This is a genomic window from Streptomyces sp. NPDC028289 (genome assembly GCF_055565975.1).
This window is the reverse complement of the sequence record NZ_JBVHTI010000002.1, coordinates 919434-935827: the sequence shown is the minus strand read 5'-3', so window position 1 is coordinate 935827 and position 16394 is coordinate 919434. Positions and strand designations below refer to the sequence as shown.

The following is a 16394-nucleotide window of genomic DNA, read 5'->3' as shown; positions in this document are numbered from 1 at the left end:
GCTCTCCTTGAGCTAGACGGCCAGAACACCGAGCGTTCACGCAGTTCTCAGGGCGGTGAGACACCGGTGGACCAGCCGATCAGCACGTCGTCGTGTCGACGTTGCCTTCGTCGTGGTTACCGGGCCGGCTCAGACGTCGCGTTCGAGCAGCGCGTCGAACGTGGTGACCGGGGCGATCCGTTCCTTGTCGACCACGACGTCGATCAGTGCCGGGCGGGCGCCGGCGATCGCCTGCTTCAGGGCTCCCCGGAAGTCCTCCGCCGAATCGACGCGAGCCGCGAACAGTCCGTACGCGGCGGCGACCTTCGCGTGGTCGACGTCGATGAAATCGCAGACCTCGTGCACGACGTCGCCTCCGAGGGCGTGCTTGAAGCCGACGTGCTCGTACCCGAGACTCGCGTTGTTCAGGACGATGGTCACCGCCGGGATGTCCAGTCGCATCGCGGTCTCGAGGTCTCCGACGTTGTAGCCGAAACCGCCGTCGCCGACCAGCGCGAAGGCACGCTGCCCCGCCGGCGCCGCCAGCTGGGCTCCGAGAACGGCGGGGAAGGCCCAGCCGAGTGTGCCGGCGGCACGCAGGAACGTCCGGCCGGGCGAGTGGACGGGAAACAGCGCGCCGCCCCAGGCCCCCATGAAGCCCGTGTCCACGACAAGCAGGTCGCGCTCGTGGGTGAGTTCCCGAAGGATCGAGACGATGGCCTCGGGCCGCACATGCCCGGTGGCAGGTCGGCGCGCCACTGCCTGGAAATCCTCCTTCCAGGCGGCGCGCCTTTCCTGGACGGACTCGCACCACGCGCGGCGCGCGTCGGTGACCGGCTCCGAGGCCAGCGCCGCGGCGAGTGAACGACACAACTCACCGGCGTCGGCGACCACGCCTGCCTGCACGGCGAGCGTCCGGCCGATGGCCTCGGGCGAGAGGTCGATCTGGACCACCTCGGTGGCAGCCGAGGGCAGCCTGTAGGTGTCGGTCGCGAGACCTCCGAGATCCGTACCGATGGCCAGGACGAGATCCGCCTCGCGCGCGATCTCGTTGGTGATCTTGCTTGAGTATCGTCCCGCGACGCCGACCGACAACGGATGATTCTCGGGTATGGCGCCCTTGCCGCCGAGGGTCGTCAGTACGGGGACCGACGCGGTCTCCGCGAGTTCGACGAGGTCGAGCGCGGCATCGGCGAGCAGCACTCCGTTTCCAGCGAGGATCATGGGCCGCTCACTCCGGGCGAGCCTGCTGACGATGTCGTCCACCGCGCTCGCCGACGGGGCCGGCGGCGTCGGTGTGAAGGCAGGCGCGTAGCGGGCGTTCGGCGCGACTTCCATGATCGTGTCGAAGGGGATGTCGAGGTGCACAGGCCGTGGGCATCCCGCGGCCGCGGTGCGCACGGCCTGAGCGACGAGTTCACCGGCGCGGTCCGCGCGGGTGACACGCGCCTGCCACTTCGTGACCGACTGGAACATCGGCGGCTGGTCGAGCTCTTGGTATTCGTTCTTGTACTCAACCTGTGTGGAGACGGTGCTGGTGAGTGCGACGAGGGGGCTGTGTGCCCACCAGGCGTCCGCGAGCGCGCCGGCGACGTTCGCAGCACCCGGCCCCCACTGGCCGTAGACGACCGCGGGTTTGCCCGTCACCCGGGCGTACGCGTCGGCCATGACGACGGACGCGGCTTCGCTGCGGGCGAGGTGCATGGCGATGCCGTGATCGCGCAGCGCCTGCCAGAGCAGCAGATCGCCACCAGTGACCAGGAAGACACGGTCGATCCCGTTGTCCTTCAAGGCCTTCGCCACAGCGTGCGCGACCCGGGGCGCACCAGCCTCGGCCTTTCGTTCCGCTGCGGTGCCACCGCTTACATTCGTCACGATTTTCTCTCTTCGTCGGCTCAGAACATGTGATTGCTACGCCGCTGGAACGCGGCACCTCGGCCGCCGTCGAAACTGCACGGCGCAAAGGAAGTCGGTGACAGCGCCTACCGGTGGAGCACCGGGGCTCGGATGGATGCGGAAGGACCAGAAGCCGGAGCGGCCACGGAACTCGCAGCGCAATGGTCGGTCGAAGGTGGGCGTCACCTGCTGTCAGACCTGCTCGGAGGCCTGCGGCCCGGAATGACGGGGTGGCGGCGGCCTTCGTCAAGCCACGGCGGAATGCCGTCAGAGGATGAGGCCCTTGGTGATCACGTTGGGCAGGGTGGTCATCTCGGCGAAGGCGCGTTGGTCGTGGGCGGGCACGACGATCATGTCGGGGATGCGCTGGAGGATGGAGGCCATCCGCAGGAGATTGCGCCGGTTGCCGTCCGCGTCCAGATCGGCGAACCTCCGCACCAGCCAGGGACGTTCTTCCAGCCGGGTGAGACCTTCGCGCTGCCACACAAGGTCCCCCACCAGGGCGTACCGCACGTGGTTGGCGAGCGTCACGAACACGATGATGCTGCCCGGGGTGTGCCCCGGGGCGGGGACGCAGACGATCGATCCGTCGCCGTGAACGTCGTGGCTGCGGGGGAAGCCGAGGTAGGGACCCGCCTCGAAGCGGATGCCCCTCCAGGGGATGCCGGTCTCGCTGAAGGGTGCGCCGAAGTAGCCGTGCATGCCCTCCCTGTCGAAGGCGGCCTTCTCGCGCTCGGTGACCAGTACCGGCACCCCGGGGAAGTCCGGGAGGCCGCTCACGTGGTCCCAGTGCGCATGGGTGAGGAGGATGCCCGCGAGCCGGCCGAAGTCGTAGCCGGCGGCCTCCAGTTGGTCCCGGGCCGGCTTCCACGTCTCGTACTTGGTCATGCGCTGGAACAAGGGCGGCATGGTGGTCATCTGCTGGTCGATACCGCGCCCGAACCCGGTGTCGACCAGCAGATCGCCGCTGGGGTGCCTGATGAGGACGGCGCCCATGTTGAAGTCGCGCTTCTCGAAGAACGACCCGCCGCGGTAACCGTACGCGGCGACGCGCTTGTTGACGCCGGTCGGCACCGCGACGACGTCCAGTTCCGCCGGTGGCTTGGCCTCGGGCATCGGAATCGAGTCGGACAGCGGGGGAGGCACAGGCAGTGGCGACGACGCGAAGCTGCGGGCCAGGCGCGCCACGGGCACCGCGGCGGCCGCGGCGACGATGAACCGCTTCTTCATGATTCGTTCTCCTTCTGGCGGGTCCGCGGTGGCCACGGCTCGGCGGGGAGTTTCCAGGAGCAAGGGCACGGGGCCGCGAGCGAGCTCGGAGCGCTGAGCGGCCACCCGTGCCTGTCTGATCGGAGACACAGCTGCACAACTGCGTCCTGTGCTTGGGGGAGCCCAGCCGGGGCTCCGTGGAAGCACGCCAGACATAAAAAACGAACGCACGCTGTCTTTGTCCACTGTGCACCGGCCGTCGACCAACGTCAAGGAGAACGACGCCTCGTTTTTCATGTACGCTGGCAGCATGCCCAAGGTGAGCCAGGAGTACCTAGACGCCCGCCGCGCAGAGATCCTGAGCGCCGCGAGGCGCTGCTTCGTGCGCAACGGCTTCCACGCGACGACCGTGCAGGACGTGCTGACGGAGACCGGCCTGTCCACGGGAGCCGTGTACAGGTACTTCTCCGGCAAGCAGGACATGATTGTCGCGATCGCCGAGGAGAACCTGGGCGAGGTGGTGGCCGAAGTCCGCAAACTGGCCAACCAAAGACCCACGGTCGGCATCGGAGAAGCGCTCACGGACCTCTTCGAGGTCATCAAGGCGAAGCATGCGGAGAACGGCTTCGCCGCGCTCACGCTGCTGGTGTGGTCCGAATCGCTGTACATCCCGGCACTCACCGAGCGGATCAACGCCACAATCGCCGAGGCCTGCAGTGAAATCGTCAAGATCGTGCGGGAGCATCAAAATGCCGGCACCCTGCCCCTGGGGGCCTCAGCAGACGAACTCGCACAGTTGATCGCGACGATCGTGCCCGGTTTCATTCTCCAGTTGACGGTCCTGGGCCCCTCAGGAGTTGCCGGACTGTCGGACGCCGCCCGCGCGCTGTGGCCGGAGGGAGGGACGCACGCGACCACTCCGCATACCGCAGGACAACTGGGCGACTGATTCGCCCTCAGCATGCGCGCAGGGACGGCTCGATACCGCGCCCGCCCAGCAGGGTGTCCGCCTTCGACGCGACGGAGACCCGCGACGTCGGGAGCAGCGACGGTAACCTCCGCCTCGCTCCCGTTTCCGCGTTCCCGAACCGCATACGGAATTACGCCTGCTTCACCATGTTACAGCCGGCGAAAAATCCAGCCGATCATGGTGTAGCCGTCGAGCGCGCAGAATTCCAGCCGGCATCTCCAGCCCTTCACACGGTCACACCGCCGCCCCCCTCCACAAGCACGCGCTATTCATTAACTGCCTCTTGACGCGACGAATGAATAGTGGCAACAATGTATTCGAAACGGGTCGGTTACTTCACCGCCGCCGCCAAGGCCAGTCCTCCTCATAAAGGACACCGCTCTGTCCAGCGGTTTCTCCGGCGCGCGCTCACCTGTTTTCCGCAACCACTCAGAGGATCACCATGGCAGAATTGAAGCGTTATGTCGTCGGCCTCGACGACAAGGGCAAATCGGCCGTTCTCCAAACGGGCGTATCCAACCAGCAGGAATTCCCCGGCTTCTTCTGGCGCGCAACGCTGTGGAAGACCCGCGAAACCCCTGTCGACAACAGCATCGCCGGAGATCGTTCGGTCGAGGGCGGTGCGGCCCGCTCCCCGTTCCCGAACGGGATGTTGGTGCGCGCCATGGAGTTCTGGCCTGAGCCCGACCCCGAGACAGCCGAGAAACTGTTCGCCGACCTCAACAAAGTGGCCGCGGAGAGCCACCAGCCCACGCAGGCCGAGAAGCTGCGCCACCCCACGATGCACAAAACCGACACTCTCGATGTCTTCCACATCGTCCGGGGCGAGATCTACCTCGTCCTCGACGAGGACGAGATCCTGCTGAAGCCGTCCGACACGGTCGTCATCCAGGGCACCCATCACGGCTGGAGCAACCGCGGCACCGAGCCGTGCCTGATACTCGGCAGCATGACCGACGCACTGCCGCGGGAACTCGCCGAATAGGTGCCGCACGCCGGAATGAGCTGCCGTGACCGGGCCCGTGCGGGCTCACCCTTGCGGGCTCGGTCACAGCAGCCGGATGCCCTGCCCCGCCAACTGCTGCGCGAAGCACCAGGAGTGCTCAGGTGCGCGCCCGAGCAGCCGGCGCGCGATGGGCGGTGGCCGGATTCCGCATTCCGTAGGCGCCGACGGTGGAACGCCCGTCGGGCCGTGCCCAGGTGATTAGACACGCACGGCGTGCTGCGCCAGGTCTTCGACGCGTACAGCGCCGAGCGGGTGTTCTGGGGCAGCGACATCACACGTCTCCACCACTCGTGGCACGAGGCGGTGACGATGTTCACCGAGGAACTGCTCTGGCTGCGAGGCCGCGACCTGGAGCCGGTCATTGGCCGCGCCGTGGCCGAGTGGATCGGCTGGCACCGAACGGCGGAACGACCGACACGGGGCGAGCGCCGTACCGCTGCCGGACAGCCGTTACGGCGAGCCACTCCCCAAGATCACGGGCCACCGCCCAGCACGCGCGCAACGCCACGGTGAGCGCCTCGCACCGAGATCGGTCCCACCGGCGCCGTCACCGTGCTCGCCGTGTCCGCTGCCGAGCTCAGTGCCCCACGGCTGCTTCGGACTCCCTCAGCGAGTCGGCTCTGGCCTTCTCCAGCCCGTCGAGGAGCAGGCCCAGGCCGAACCAGAACTCTTCGTCCACCGGTACGGAGGTCAACTCGTCGGCCGCGGCCATCGTCGCCGGATAGGCAGCCGGATCGAGCGAGAGGTAGTAATCCCGCAGCTGCGCATGGTCCTCCGGACCCGGGGTCCCGGGGCCGTGCTGCTGGATGGCGAAGCCGATCACATAGTGGCCGATGGCCGTGAAGGCACGGGCGGCCAGGCCGACCGGGAACCCGTGGCCCAGGAAGAGAGTGATGAACCGCTCCCTGGCTCGCAGAGCGTTGGGGCCGACGGGAACCTGGGCCGCCAGCAACGACAGCGCGTTGGGATGCCGGCACAGAGCACCGTAGAAAGCCTCCGCCACGGTGTTGACGGCTTCCCGCCAGGACAGGCCGTCCAGTTCCTCGGGCGCGACGCGGACTTCGCCCAGGATCCTGTCGGCGACCAGAGCGAGCAGTTCGTCCTTGCCGGTGAAGTGCCGGTAGAGCGTCGCCGTGCCCGAGTCCAGGGCATCGGCGAGCATACGCAGGGTCAGCGCCTGGATCCCCACTTCGTCGATGAGCTTCAGAGCCGTGTCGACGATTCGGCCGACGTCCATCGGGGGGCGCCCGCGCCGGTACGCAGGGGCAGGTGTCCGGCTCGCCCACCAGGCAGCACTTCCCGGAACGGACTGGGCCTCCGAAGCCATGAAAACGGTCACCCTTTCGGCGAGATCGACTGAGGACACGCGTCCCATACAAGAGTTTCGGCTCTATCGTATCCGTTTTCGCCGGCGGCAGGCGGGATGCCCCGCATCGCCAACGCCCCGATCAAGCGCCTTCTGATGGCTGCCCTGGGTCTCGCGGCGCTGGTGCCGAAGCCGGTGCTCGAGGCGGTGCAGCGCGAAGGGGAGTGCTTCCCCAAGGTGTCCCAGGATGACGTTTATCTTCGGGTGGCGGTCGAACAGGCCGGCTCAGCATCATCCGCAGTGCGTGTGTGGCGGCCTCGAGGCCGAATGCCCACGCAGAGCCCAGGAGTCCTTCGTATCCACGGTAGAGCCCGTGCTGGCTCGGCAGCGGCTCGCGCGGGTGCAGGTACCGCCTTGAAGGACCCTGGAACGACGAACATTCGCCGCCAACGACACAACACCATCGGCACGGCCGGTGCTCCTCCGCTGCCTCCTTGCCGTGAATCCAGCCTTGGGCGTTAGCGCGCACGCAGGTTATCGGCTACATTGTATTCGTAAAGCGCCGGGGAACCGGCCTTCCGCTGGAGACGGTTATGCGACGTCACAGCATCAGCCTTGGGTTCGCATGGGAAGTCCATGACACGGCTGCGCCATGGCTCGACGCCCCGTAGAACGGCTTGCGCCTTGGAGCGAAGACGGGCTGGGGCGCGCAGAACCGCACTGCGACGCCAACCGCACCGCGGGCCGACCTTCCCCGGTTCGAATGGAGAGCAGCACTATGGCCACGCTCAGGATCGGAGTGCTCGGTGCCGCGGAGATCGCGCCTGCCGCGCTGGTCGAACCAGCGCGTGAGACGGCGGGGGTGGAGGTCGCGGCGATCGCGGCACGCAGCCGCCCCCGGGCCGAAGCCTTCGCCGCAAAGTACGGCATCCGGACCGTCCATGACAGCTACGCGGCCCTGCTCGACGACCCAGAAGTGGACGCGGTGTACATCCCGCTTCCCAACGGTCTCCACGCCGAATGGACGCTCAAGGCGATCGAGCGCGGCAAGCATGTGCTGTGCGAGAAGCCCATGGCGTCCAACCGCGCCGTCGCCGAAAAGGTCGCTGCCGCGTCCGAGACGGCCCGGTTGCGATCAGGGCTGGTGGTGATGGAAGCGTTCCACTACCGGTATCACCCCCTGGCCGAGCGCGTGCGCACCCTGATACACGGCGACGAACCGAACTTCGGCGCGCCAGGGGCCGCCGGCCAACTCGGAGCGGTACAACGTGTCGAAGTCTCCGTTTGCATCCCTCTGCCCCGCTTCTCCGACATCCGGTACCAGTACGCGCTCGCCGGCGGAGCCACCATGGACGCGGGCTGCTACGCCGTGCACGCCGCTCGCCTTTTCGGCGGCGAGGACCCCAAAGTCGTCTCCGCAGCTGCCCGAACCCTGCGCACGGATCCGCGTATCGACCGGGCCATGACTGCGGAACTCGCCTACCCCGGCGGTGCCACCGGGCGCATCCGGGTCTCCCTGTGGTCGCGAACCCTGCTTTCGGTCGGGGTCCGCGTAACGGGTGAGCGAGGTGAGCTCAAAGTCACCAACTTCATCCTTCCCCAGCTCTACAACCGCCTGACGGTGCGCACCGATGGCAAACGTCGAAGCGAGCGGGTCCAGGGCGAGACGTCGTACACCCTCCAGCTACGCGCTTTCATGGCGGCGATCGCGGAGGGCAGGCCGCCCGTGACCTCCGCGCAGGACGCGGTGATCACCATGGGACTGCTGGATGACATCTACCGTGCGGCAGGCTTGCCGTTGCGGGAGTGACCGCCTCGTCGGAGGCCGTCCAGCCAACAGCCCTGTCTCGTGATCAGTGGTGCCGACGTGTGAGCAGGGGTGCGATCCGATCGGAAGACACCCCAAGTCATCGGCATCACACCCGGTCGAACAGCTCAATGACATCCTCCGCGCACCTCGATGACCGTTGCAGCGCCCGCCAAGAACATCTGCACGGCCTGCCCCCTGCCCCACTGCGGGCAATACCGGATAGAAGCCGCCACCCCATCGGTGAGCTTTCTCGCCGGGGCTGGACACGGCAACGAGCACGCTCAAGGGACAGGGCCAGCAGGCAACGAGGCTGGATCCCGGAGACTGCGCGACTTCATGGATCGCCCACCGATTGGGGCTGCTACGTGGTTTCGGAGATCCAGCCCGCGCCGGGCAGCCCCGCCTGGTGGGCGAACCGGGCACCAGGCCTTGCCCATCAGGCGGGCGTCCGCAGGCGGAGTCGGCCGGATCGTCGACGCCGCCCTGAAGCTCATCGACGACATCGGAATCCAGGCACTGACCCTGCGCACACTCGCCGAGACCCTCGAACCCGGGACGGCGACGTTCTACCGACGCATCAACGGCAGGGATGAACTCCTCATCCTCGTAGCAGAGAGAATCCTGGGCGAAGTCCGCATCGCACCCGAGGATCTGGAAGACCTGCCTTGCGGGAGGGCGCAGCCGTCGCCGCGAACGCCATGCACCACACCCTGCGCCAACACCCCCACGCGACATCCCTGCCGACAGGCCAGATCCCCAACGACCCCAACGCCCCCGCCAGGAAACGGCTCGGCGGGCTGTTTTTGATGCACGGGTTCGGCTTCGCCGTCCAGCAGCATGACCCCGGAACACCGAACCCAGAAGACCAAATGCAGCGACGGGACTACTTCCACTCGCTCGACCCGGCCGTCCACCCCAGCACTACAGCGGCAGCCGACGAACTGATCTCCATGCCGGTCCACGAGAAATCCCGCTTCGGCCCGGACCTGCTCCTTGACGGCCTGGAGCAGGGCACACACCGTCAGCCCCAGCGCTCCGCACTACCGGACAGGCGCCCACCCAAGCCCGCCCCGCTTGCCCCCTCACCCATAAGTGGATACACTGTATCCGAAATAAGCCGGTTCAAAGAGCCCCACAGCACAGCGTGGCCGCTCGCCGCCCGTCCGAGAGAACCACCTGAGGTCGATCACCATGACCCGAACCCCCGACTTCGACGTCCTAGTCGCCGGAGCCGGCCCGACCGGCTCCGCCCTGGCTTCCGACCTGCTGCGTCGCGGTCTGCGCGTCCGTGTCGTCAACAAGGCGCCGCACGCCTTCGAAGGGTCCCGCGCCAAGGGGATCCAGCCACGCACCCAGGAAGTCCTCGAGGATTTCGGCGTGCTCCACGAGGCACAGGCGGAAGGCGGACCCTACCCGCTCGCGGGACTCCACCTCGGGCCTTTCACCGCGCCATGGAGGATGCAGCAGCGGAACAAGCCGACCCCGGACGTGCCCTACCCGAACATCCTCCTGCTGCCGCAGCACCGCACCGACGCCATCCTGCACCGCCTGCTCGAACGCCTCGGACTGACCATCGAGTACGGGGTCGCCCTGGAAGGCTTCGAGCAGGACGCCGACGGCGTCACGGCGACGCTCTCCACAGGCGAGCTGGTGCGCAGCAAGTACCTCGTCGGCGCCGACGGCGGAGCGAGCGCGGTCCGCGTGGCCACCGGGCTCGGCTTCGTCGGGGACACCGACGAGTCCGACAAGACCCTCATCATCGACTGTACGATCGACGGACTGTCCCGCGACCGGTGGCACATGTGGCCCAAGGCATCCGCGGGAGCGTGCCCGCTGCCGCACTCCGACCAGTTCCAGGTGATGATCCGGCTGAAGCCGGGCGACACACCGAACCTCGACCACGCCGCCCTGGCCGACCAGTTCCACGCGCTCACCGGCCTCAAGCTCCGCGACATCACCTGGACTTCGGTGTTCCGGCCCAACGTCCGACTCGTCGAGCACTACCGCCAGGGCCGGGTCTTCCTGGCGGGCGACGCCGCCCACGTGCACACCCCGGCAGGCGCGCAGGGCCTCAACACCGGCGTGCAGGACGCCTACAACCTGGGCTGGAAGCTCGGTCAGGCGATCGCCGGCGCACCGGACAGCCTGTTGGACAGCTACGAGGCCGAGCGGCTCCCGATTGCCGCAGGCGTCCTCGGCAAGTCCAGCGAGCTCTACCAGAGCCTCAGCAAGCACCGCGTGTCCGGCCTCAAGCGCGGCGACGAAGAGCGTCAGCTCTCGCTCTCCTACCGTGGTGGCCCGCTCGCCCCCGCCGACTCTCCGGCCACCAGGACCCTGCATGTGGGCGACCGCGCGCCGGACGCGCCGTGCACCGCACCCGGCACGAACCGGCTGTTCGAGGTCTTCCGGGGACCGCATTTCACCGTGCTGGCGTTCGGCCCCGACGCCACCGAGGCTCTGCCCCGGCTGACATGGCCGGCCGAGGGCGCTGAACTGCGCCGCTACGCCGTCCGCGAGGGCCGTCGCGCCCGCCATGCTGCTGGTCGTGCCGAGGGCGGAATCGACAGTGGCTACGTCACCGACGCCACCGGCCAACTGGCCGGCACCTACGGCGCCGACAGCGACGCGCTGATCCTGATCCGGCCCGACGGATACATCGGCGGCATCATCACGAGCGACTGGGCGGCCTCGTTCACCGCCGCGGCCAAGGCGTTCATCCCGAGGTGACAGCCGTCCCGGCACCGCGAGCGTTGCTCGACGCGCAGACCGCCCCAACCCACTCGCCGAGACCAGGAATCGGACATGACCCAGGCGAGTGAGACCACCGACGGCCCCGCCCTGGCCGACAACGAGCGTCTGATCTTCTTCAGTGACGCGGTCGTCGCCATCGCCCTGCCCCTTCTGGCCCTGGAGCTGCCGGTGCCTCATGGGTCAGGCGATGCCGAGGTGTGGCGGGCGTTCCGGGAGCACCTCCCGGACTACGCGATGTTCGTGCTGAGCTTCGCGGTCATCGCCGCGTACTGGATGGCGCACAGGTGGCTGTTCGGGCGCATCGGCGGGTTCAGCCCTCGGCTGCTGTGGCTGAACTTCGTCTGGCTGCCGGGGATCATCCTGATCCCCTTCGCGACGAGGGTCCTCGTCGAGGACAGCCCGTACCAGCTCAGCGCCGTCCTGTACGCCGCGGTCGTCGGGGGCACCGGACTGGTTCTGATCAACTCGCTGCACCGTTGTCGGGCCCGTGGCCTGCTGCGGCCGCACGCCGCGTCCGACAGCATGCGGCGTTTCCAGCTGTTCCTCACGTTCCCGACGGCCGCCTTCCTGCTGTCGATCCCGTTCTCCTTCGTCAGCCTGAACGGCGCCAAGTACAGCTGGGCCGTGGTCTTCGTGCTCACCGCGCTCGCCGCCCGGTGGGCCACCCACCCCGGGGCTCAGCCGGGGCGCACGGTCGTCAAGCAGTAGGCGTCACCGAATCGCCGCTTTTGAGATGCAGTCCCTTCCTCGGCGCGCCGAGGCTCTGACTTCCGGAGGTTGTTGCCGTGCACGCAGCGGTCGTTACTTCGTTCGGTGATCCACCGCAGTACCGTGATCACCCCGATCCCGTCGTCCGCGGAACCGACGAGGTCGTCGTCGAGGTCCTCGCGGCCGGCCTCCACCCGCGTGTTCGCTCCCAGACGTCCGGCTCGCACTACACCAGCACCGGCGAGCTCCCGCTCGTCCCCGGCATCGACGGGGTCGTACGCGACCCGAAGGGCCGTATCCGGTACGCCGTCCTGGACGACACCGTCCTCGGCACGATGGCCGAGCGCACCGTGATCGACGTCCGGCGCAGCGTTGTCCTCCCGGACGGAATCGATCCGGTCCAGATCGCGGCGGCGATGAACCCCGTAATGTCCTCGTGGGTCGCGCTGCGCCGACGCATCGACTTCGGGCGTCGGCAACGCGTCCTCATTCTGGGCGGGACCGGAAACGCCGGCCGGATGGCGATCCAGGTCGCGAAACGGTTCGGGGCCGCACGGGTGATCGCGGCCGGACGCGACACAGCTCGCCTTGGCGAACTGCGGGCCCTCGGCGCCGACGAGACCTGTACCTTCGACGAACTCGCCCTGGCGGCCGACGTCGACATCGTCATCGACTATGTGTGGGGAGAGCCCACGGCCCAGGCCATGGTCGACATGCTCACCGCTCGCGCCGACCGCAGTGCACCGCTGACCTGGATCGAGATCGGCTCGGTCGCCGGTCCGACGGCACCGATCCCCTCCGCGGCGCTGCGCTCGACGCGACTGCGGATCGTCGGTTCCGGTATCGGATCGGTCCCCGGCCGCGACTTCGTCAAGGAACTCCCCAAGCTCGTATCCGCCGTCACGCATGGCGATTTCGACGTCAGGGCGCGCGCTGTACCCCTTGCGGAGGTCGAGCACGCCTGGACCGCGACCGCCGGCATGTCCGACCGGATCGTCCTGGTGCCCTGACCCGCACCGGCTTCGCTCCCCGTGTCCGTTGCGCAGGCCGGTCATTACGGCTACGTTGTAATCGAAATTAAGGCTGCCGGTCATTTCCGGACAGGCCGCCTTCCAGCGCCGCCTTTCCCTACGACGGCCGTTACCGACGCACCTCGCGCTTTCGCGGCTCGCCCGGCAGCCGCTGGGTGCAGCGCCCTGGGCCAGACCGCACAGGAGGAGCTTCAGGAATGTCAGCACAGCAGGAGGCCGCCGAAGACCGCCCGGCACCGGTCGTGGCCCTCGACTTCGTCGGCAGCCGCGCGGAGACGGAGGAAGTCACATCGAAGCTCTCGGTCGAATCGCAGGCCGCGCTGCGCCAGTTCTCGCTGGAGCGCATGACCGGCTACGGCGTCGACTACGCGGACGCCGTCGAGGTGCGTGCCCGCGTGGTCGAGGGACAGGACTGGCGATCGGCCGCCGCGGAGCTCGCGGAGGTGTGCCTGCGTCGCGTCGAGGGCGCCACGGAGCCCGCCGGGACGCCCACCCGGATCGGGTACCTGCGGCGTGCGTCCGCCCTGCTCCGCATGAGTCAGATGATGATGCTGTCCGACACCGCCGAGCGCCGGCAGATCTTCGCGCGGGCCGCGGAACTCTACGCACAGGCCGCCGCGTTGAGCGCCGACCGCGAGCGCGTCGCGGTCAAAACCGACCACGGTCCCTTGACGGGATGGCTGATTCCCGCACGCGGCACCGCGGTCGCCTCGACCATCGTCATCGGGGGCGTCGAGGGCTGGGCCATGGATTTCGACAGCATCGGCGAGGCACTCGCGGCGCGTGGCGTCGACGCTCTGATGCTCGACGGGCCGGGACAGGGCGAGACGCGGCTCACCCACGATCACTACCTCACGGATCACTGGCGTGACGCCTACGGGCTAGCTGTCGACTTCCTCGACGAGCGCTCGCCGGGCCGCCCGATCGGTTTCATCGGCAACAGCATGGGCGGCAGCGTCGCCATGGCCTTCGCGGCACAGGACGCCCGGATCCGGGCGTGCGTCGACAACGGCGGCATCCACGCCCCGTGGCTCGTACCGCCGAGCATGGGGACCTTCTTCTCAAAGATGGTGGCCGCGTGCGGAACCGATGACCCGGACCGGGCGACGAACGTGTGGAAGACCGTCACCCCGCTCGCCGACGGACCGAACGCCGGCTATCCGCTGCTGGTCGTGCAGGGCGGCAAGGACCCCATGGTCTCGAACGACCTCGCGCAGATCCTTCTGCGGGGCGCCCCCACGGACGACAAGCAGATGGTCGTCTTCTCCGACGGCAACCACTGCGTCTACAACCACAAGCACGACCGCGACGCCCTCGTCGCCGACTGGGCCAGGGCACGCCTGTGCGGCGGGCCGAGCCCCGAGGCCGCGAACTGAGAGGAAAGCCCCGTGCAGATCACCGACGCGCAGATCCACCTCTGGTCCGGCGAGAGCGCGCCGCCCCACCACTGGCGCGCACCGTACACTCTCGCCACCGCCCTGCGTGACATGGACGAGGCCGGCGTGGACCGCGCCGTCAACTGCCCGGCGATCTGGGATGCCGAAGCGAACGACTACGCGGTCGAGGCGGCAAAGCGTCATCCTGACCGGTTCGCGACCCTCGGCTGGTTCCCCCTCGACGGGGCCGCGGACGAGTCCCTCGTCGACGCATGGCTGGACAAACCCGGCATGCTGGGGCTGCGCTTCATGCTGGCGGCGCCGGAGATGGCCGACCGCCTCGCATCCGGCGGGCTCGACTGGCTCTGGGCGGCCGCCGACCGGCGCGGGATCGCCATGGGGCTCATGGTGCTGCCGCCGTACTTGCCCGCCGTCGACGACATCGCCGCGCGGTATCCGCGGATGCGTCTGATGATCGACCACCTCGCGGTCAACCCCTTCGAGAAGCTGCCCGTCGCGACGGCACACCTCGACGCCCTGCTCGCCCTCGCACGCCACCCCAATGTCGCGGTCAAGGCGACGGGCGTACCGAGCATGGCGACGGACCCGTACCCGTTCGCCAGCACCCACGGCGTCCTGCGGCAGGTCTTCGACGCGTACGGCGCCGAGCGGATGTTCTGGGGCACGGACATCACGCGTCTCCACTGCTCATGGCGCGAGGCGGTGACGATGTTCACCGAGGAGTTGCCCTGGCTGAAGGGGCGCGACCTGGAGCTGGTCATGGGCCGCGCCGTGGCCGACTGGATCGGCTGGAGCTGAGGTACGGAAGGCCCCCCACGTCTCCGGTGACGAGGTCGGACAAGTGCGGCAGTCCCACTGGCGTGCCCCGCACGGATTGCCGGCCGAGCACTTCAGCGGCGGCGATCCGTTCGACGACACTCTCGAATCCGAATGCGGAGTGTTCACTCCATCAGCCCGCCCCGGTGGGGGCAACCGCCCGACAAGGACTTCCCCGGCATCACATCAGGCCGGGAACCACTCCGCGAGTGCGTGATCATCAGCGCGCCGTGTGAGGACAACGAGAACGAGTTCGACCTGAATCGTCATCGCGGCCTGTTGAAAGTAGCCACCGCATGAGCATCTCCGTCCTGCGCACCGCCGACGCCTGGTGGGTCCTCACCCCCACAGGCGCCTCCCGGGTGCACACCAACGCCAGCACCACCGGGCAGCTGCTCGCCGACCGTCAGGCAGTCGCCGCGGCGGCGGCGAGCGGCGGCAGCGTCGCCGTCACCGATCTGTCGCTGATCTCGCCCGTCACCGCGCCCTGCCGCCTCATCGCCCAGATGATCAACTCCGTCTCGCACGTCAAGGACACCGGAGGAAATCCGGAATCCGCGCCGCTGGCGTTCTTCCGCAAGTCGTCGTCCTCCATCAGCGGTCCCTTCGACGACGTGATCCGGCCCAGCCATGTGCGCCTACTGGACTACGAGGTCGAGATCGGGCTTGTCATAGGCAAGCACATGCCGGTCGGCACCCGGATCAGCGAGGGCACGCTCTCCGACTACGTCGCCGGCCTGGTGGTCACCAACGACGTCTCGGCACGCGATGTCCAGCTGCCCAGCTCGCAGTACTACGAGGGCAAGTCCTATCCGACCTTCACGCCCGTCGGCCCCGCCCTGGTGCTGCTCGACGCCGACGACCTCAAGCGGTTCGGCGACCTGCGACTCAAACTGTGGGTCAACGGCGAGCAGCGGCAGAACATGCCGGTTGCGGGCGACATGATCTACCAGCCCCTCGAGGCGCTGCAAAGCCTGGCGCGCTTCCAGCGTCTCGACGCCGGCGACCTCATCCTGACCGGGACACCTGTCGGTACGGCCATCAGCGCTCCCCCGAAGCCGGTTCAGGCCCTCGTGTCCCTGATTCCGGAGGAAACCAAGTGGAAGCTCTTCTTCCAGAGTCAGTCCCGGAATCCGAAGTACCTCAAGCACGGTGACGTCATCGAGGCCACGGTGGCCACCGATGACGGCGCGATCGACCTCGGCCGACAGCGCACGGTCGTAAGGGACGCCGGATGATCGAGTGTCCCGGTGTGGAGTTCCTGTCGCAGTAGCGAAGGACGCGATCGACGGCCTTCAGCGATCCGGCAGGCATGGCAGCCGTACGCCCGAGCGTTCGATCTGCGGCCCGCAGGCAAACGGATCGCCACGGCGGCCCGGCACACCGACATCTGATCGGAAAGAGTTGACGTGAGACCCCATCCGCCCGCCAGGGCCGTCACACCGGACCGAGGGGACGGCACATGACCGTGCCCCGCTCAAGCGCCCGCCTGCCCGGAACTCCCCCGCCATCGCG

Annotated in this window: 13 protein-coding genes; 10 read left to right on the top strand and 3 right to left on the bottom strand. The window is 68.2% G+C overall.

What is annotated here, in order from left to right:
- Nucleotides 1-129: 129 nt before the first annotated feature.
- On the bottom strand, nt 130-1854 hold the full coding sequence (locus ACZ4UV_RS12090; protein ID WP_451017222.1) for a thiamine pyrophosphate-binding protein: 1725 nt from the start codon (nt 1852-1854) through the stop codon (nt 130-132).
- Nucleotides 1855-2142: 288 nt separating this feature from the next.
- Nucleotides 2143-3105 (bottom strand): MBL fold metallo-hydrolase, encoded by a 963-nt coding sequence (locus ACZ4UV_RS12085; protein ID WP_467837586.1) that lies wholly within the window; start codon nt 3103-3105, stop codon nt 2143-2145.
- A gap of 289 nt (nt 3106-3394) precedes the next feature.
- On the opposite strand from ACZ4UV_RS12085, the gene ACZ4UV_RS12080 reads away from it, so the two are divergent.
- The 3 genes from ACZ4UV_RS12080 to ACZ4UV_RS12070 all read left to right on the top strand — a co-directional run bounded on the left by ACZ4UV_RS12080 (nt 3395) and on the right by ACZ4UV_RS12070 (nt 5573).
- On the top strand, nt 3395-4033 hold the full coding sequence (locus tag ACZ4UV_RS12080; protein WP_451017224.1) for a TetR/AcrR family transcriptional regulator: 639 nt from the start codon (nt 3395-3397) through the stop codon (nt 4031-4033).
- A 463-nt stretch (nt 4034-4496) separates the two neighbouring features.
- Nucleotides 4497-5039 carry a cupin domain-containing protein gene (locus ACZ4UV_RS12075; RefSeq protein ID WP_451017225.1) on the top strand — a complete coding sequence of 181 codons (543 nt, stop codon included), beginning with the start codon at nt 4497-4499 and terminating at the stop codon, nt 5037-5039.
- A gap of 234 nt (nt 5040-5273) precedes the next feature.
- Nucleotides 5274-5573, top strand: a complete 300-nt coding sequence (locus tag ACZ4UV_RS12070; RefSeq protein WP_451017226.1) for a hypothetical protein — start codon at nt 5274-5276, stop codon at nt 5571-5573.
- A gap of 64 nt (nt 5574-5637) precedes the next feature.
- Here ACZ4UV_RS12070 and ACZ4UV_RS12065 read toward each other — a convergent pair whose 3' ends face one another.
- Nucleotides 5638-6297: a TetR/AcrR family transcriptional regulator gene (locus ACZ4UV_RS12065; RefSeq protein ID WP_451017227.1), complete on the bottom strand. Its 660-nt coding sequence runs from the start codon at nt 6295-6297 to the stop codon at nt 5638-5640.
- Nucleotides 6298-7144: 847 nt separating this feature from the next.
- Here ACZ4UV_RS12065 and ACZ4UV_RS12060 point away from each other — a divergent pair.
- From ACZ4UV_RS12060 to ACZ4UV_RS12030, 7 genes are all read left to right on the top strand, one after another.
- On the top strand, nt 7145-8176 hold the full coding sequence (locus ACZ4UV_RS12060) for a Gfo/Idh/MocA family protein (RefSeq protein WP_451017228.1): 1032 nt from the start codon (nt 7145-7147) through the stop codon (nt 8174-8176).
- Between the two features lie 1191 nt (nt 8177-9367).
- Nucleotides 9368-10903: an FAD-dependent monooxygenase gene (locus tag ACZ4UV_RS12055; protein ID WP_451017229.1), complete on the top strand. Its 1536-nt coding sequence runs from the start codon at nt 9368-9370 to the stop codon at nt 10901-10903.
- A 75-nt stretch (nt 10904-10978) separates the two neighbouring features.
- Nucleotides 10979-11635, top strand: a complete 657-nt coding sequence (locus ACZ4UV_RS12050; protein ID WP_467837584.1) for a TMEM175 family protein — start codon at nt 10979-10981, stop codon at nt 11633-11635.
- A gap of 77 nt (nt 11636-11712) precedes the next feature.
- Nucleotides 11713-12645 (top strand): quinone oxidoreductase family protein, encoded by a 933-nt coding sequence (locus ACZ4UV_RS12045; RefSeq protein WP_451017231.1) that lies wholly within the window; start codon nt 11713-11715, stop codon nt 12643-12645.
- 218 nt (nt 12646-12863) lie between these two features.
- A complete protein-coding gene (locus tag ACZ4UV_RS12040; protein ID WP_451017232.1) occupies nt 12864-14042 on the top strand; it encodes an alpha/beta hydrolase in 1179 nt (392 codons plus the stop codon).
- 12 nt (nt 14043-14054) lie between these two features.
- Nucleotides 14055-14861, top strand: a complete 807-nt coding sequence (locus tag ACZ4UV_RS12035; protein ID WP_451017233.1) for an amidohydrolase family protein — start codon at nt 14055-14057, stop codon at nt 14859-14861.
- Between the two features lie 314 nt (nt 14862-15175).
- Nucleotides 15176-16117: a fumarylacetoacetate hydrolase family protein gene (locus ACZ4UV_RS12030; RefSeq protein ID WP_451017234.1), complete on the top strand. Its 942-nt coding sequence runs from the start codon at nt 15176-15178 to the stop codon at nt 16115-16117.
- The last annotated feature ends 277 nt before the right edge of the window (nt 16118-16394 follow it).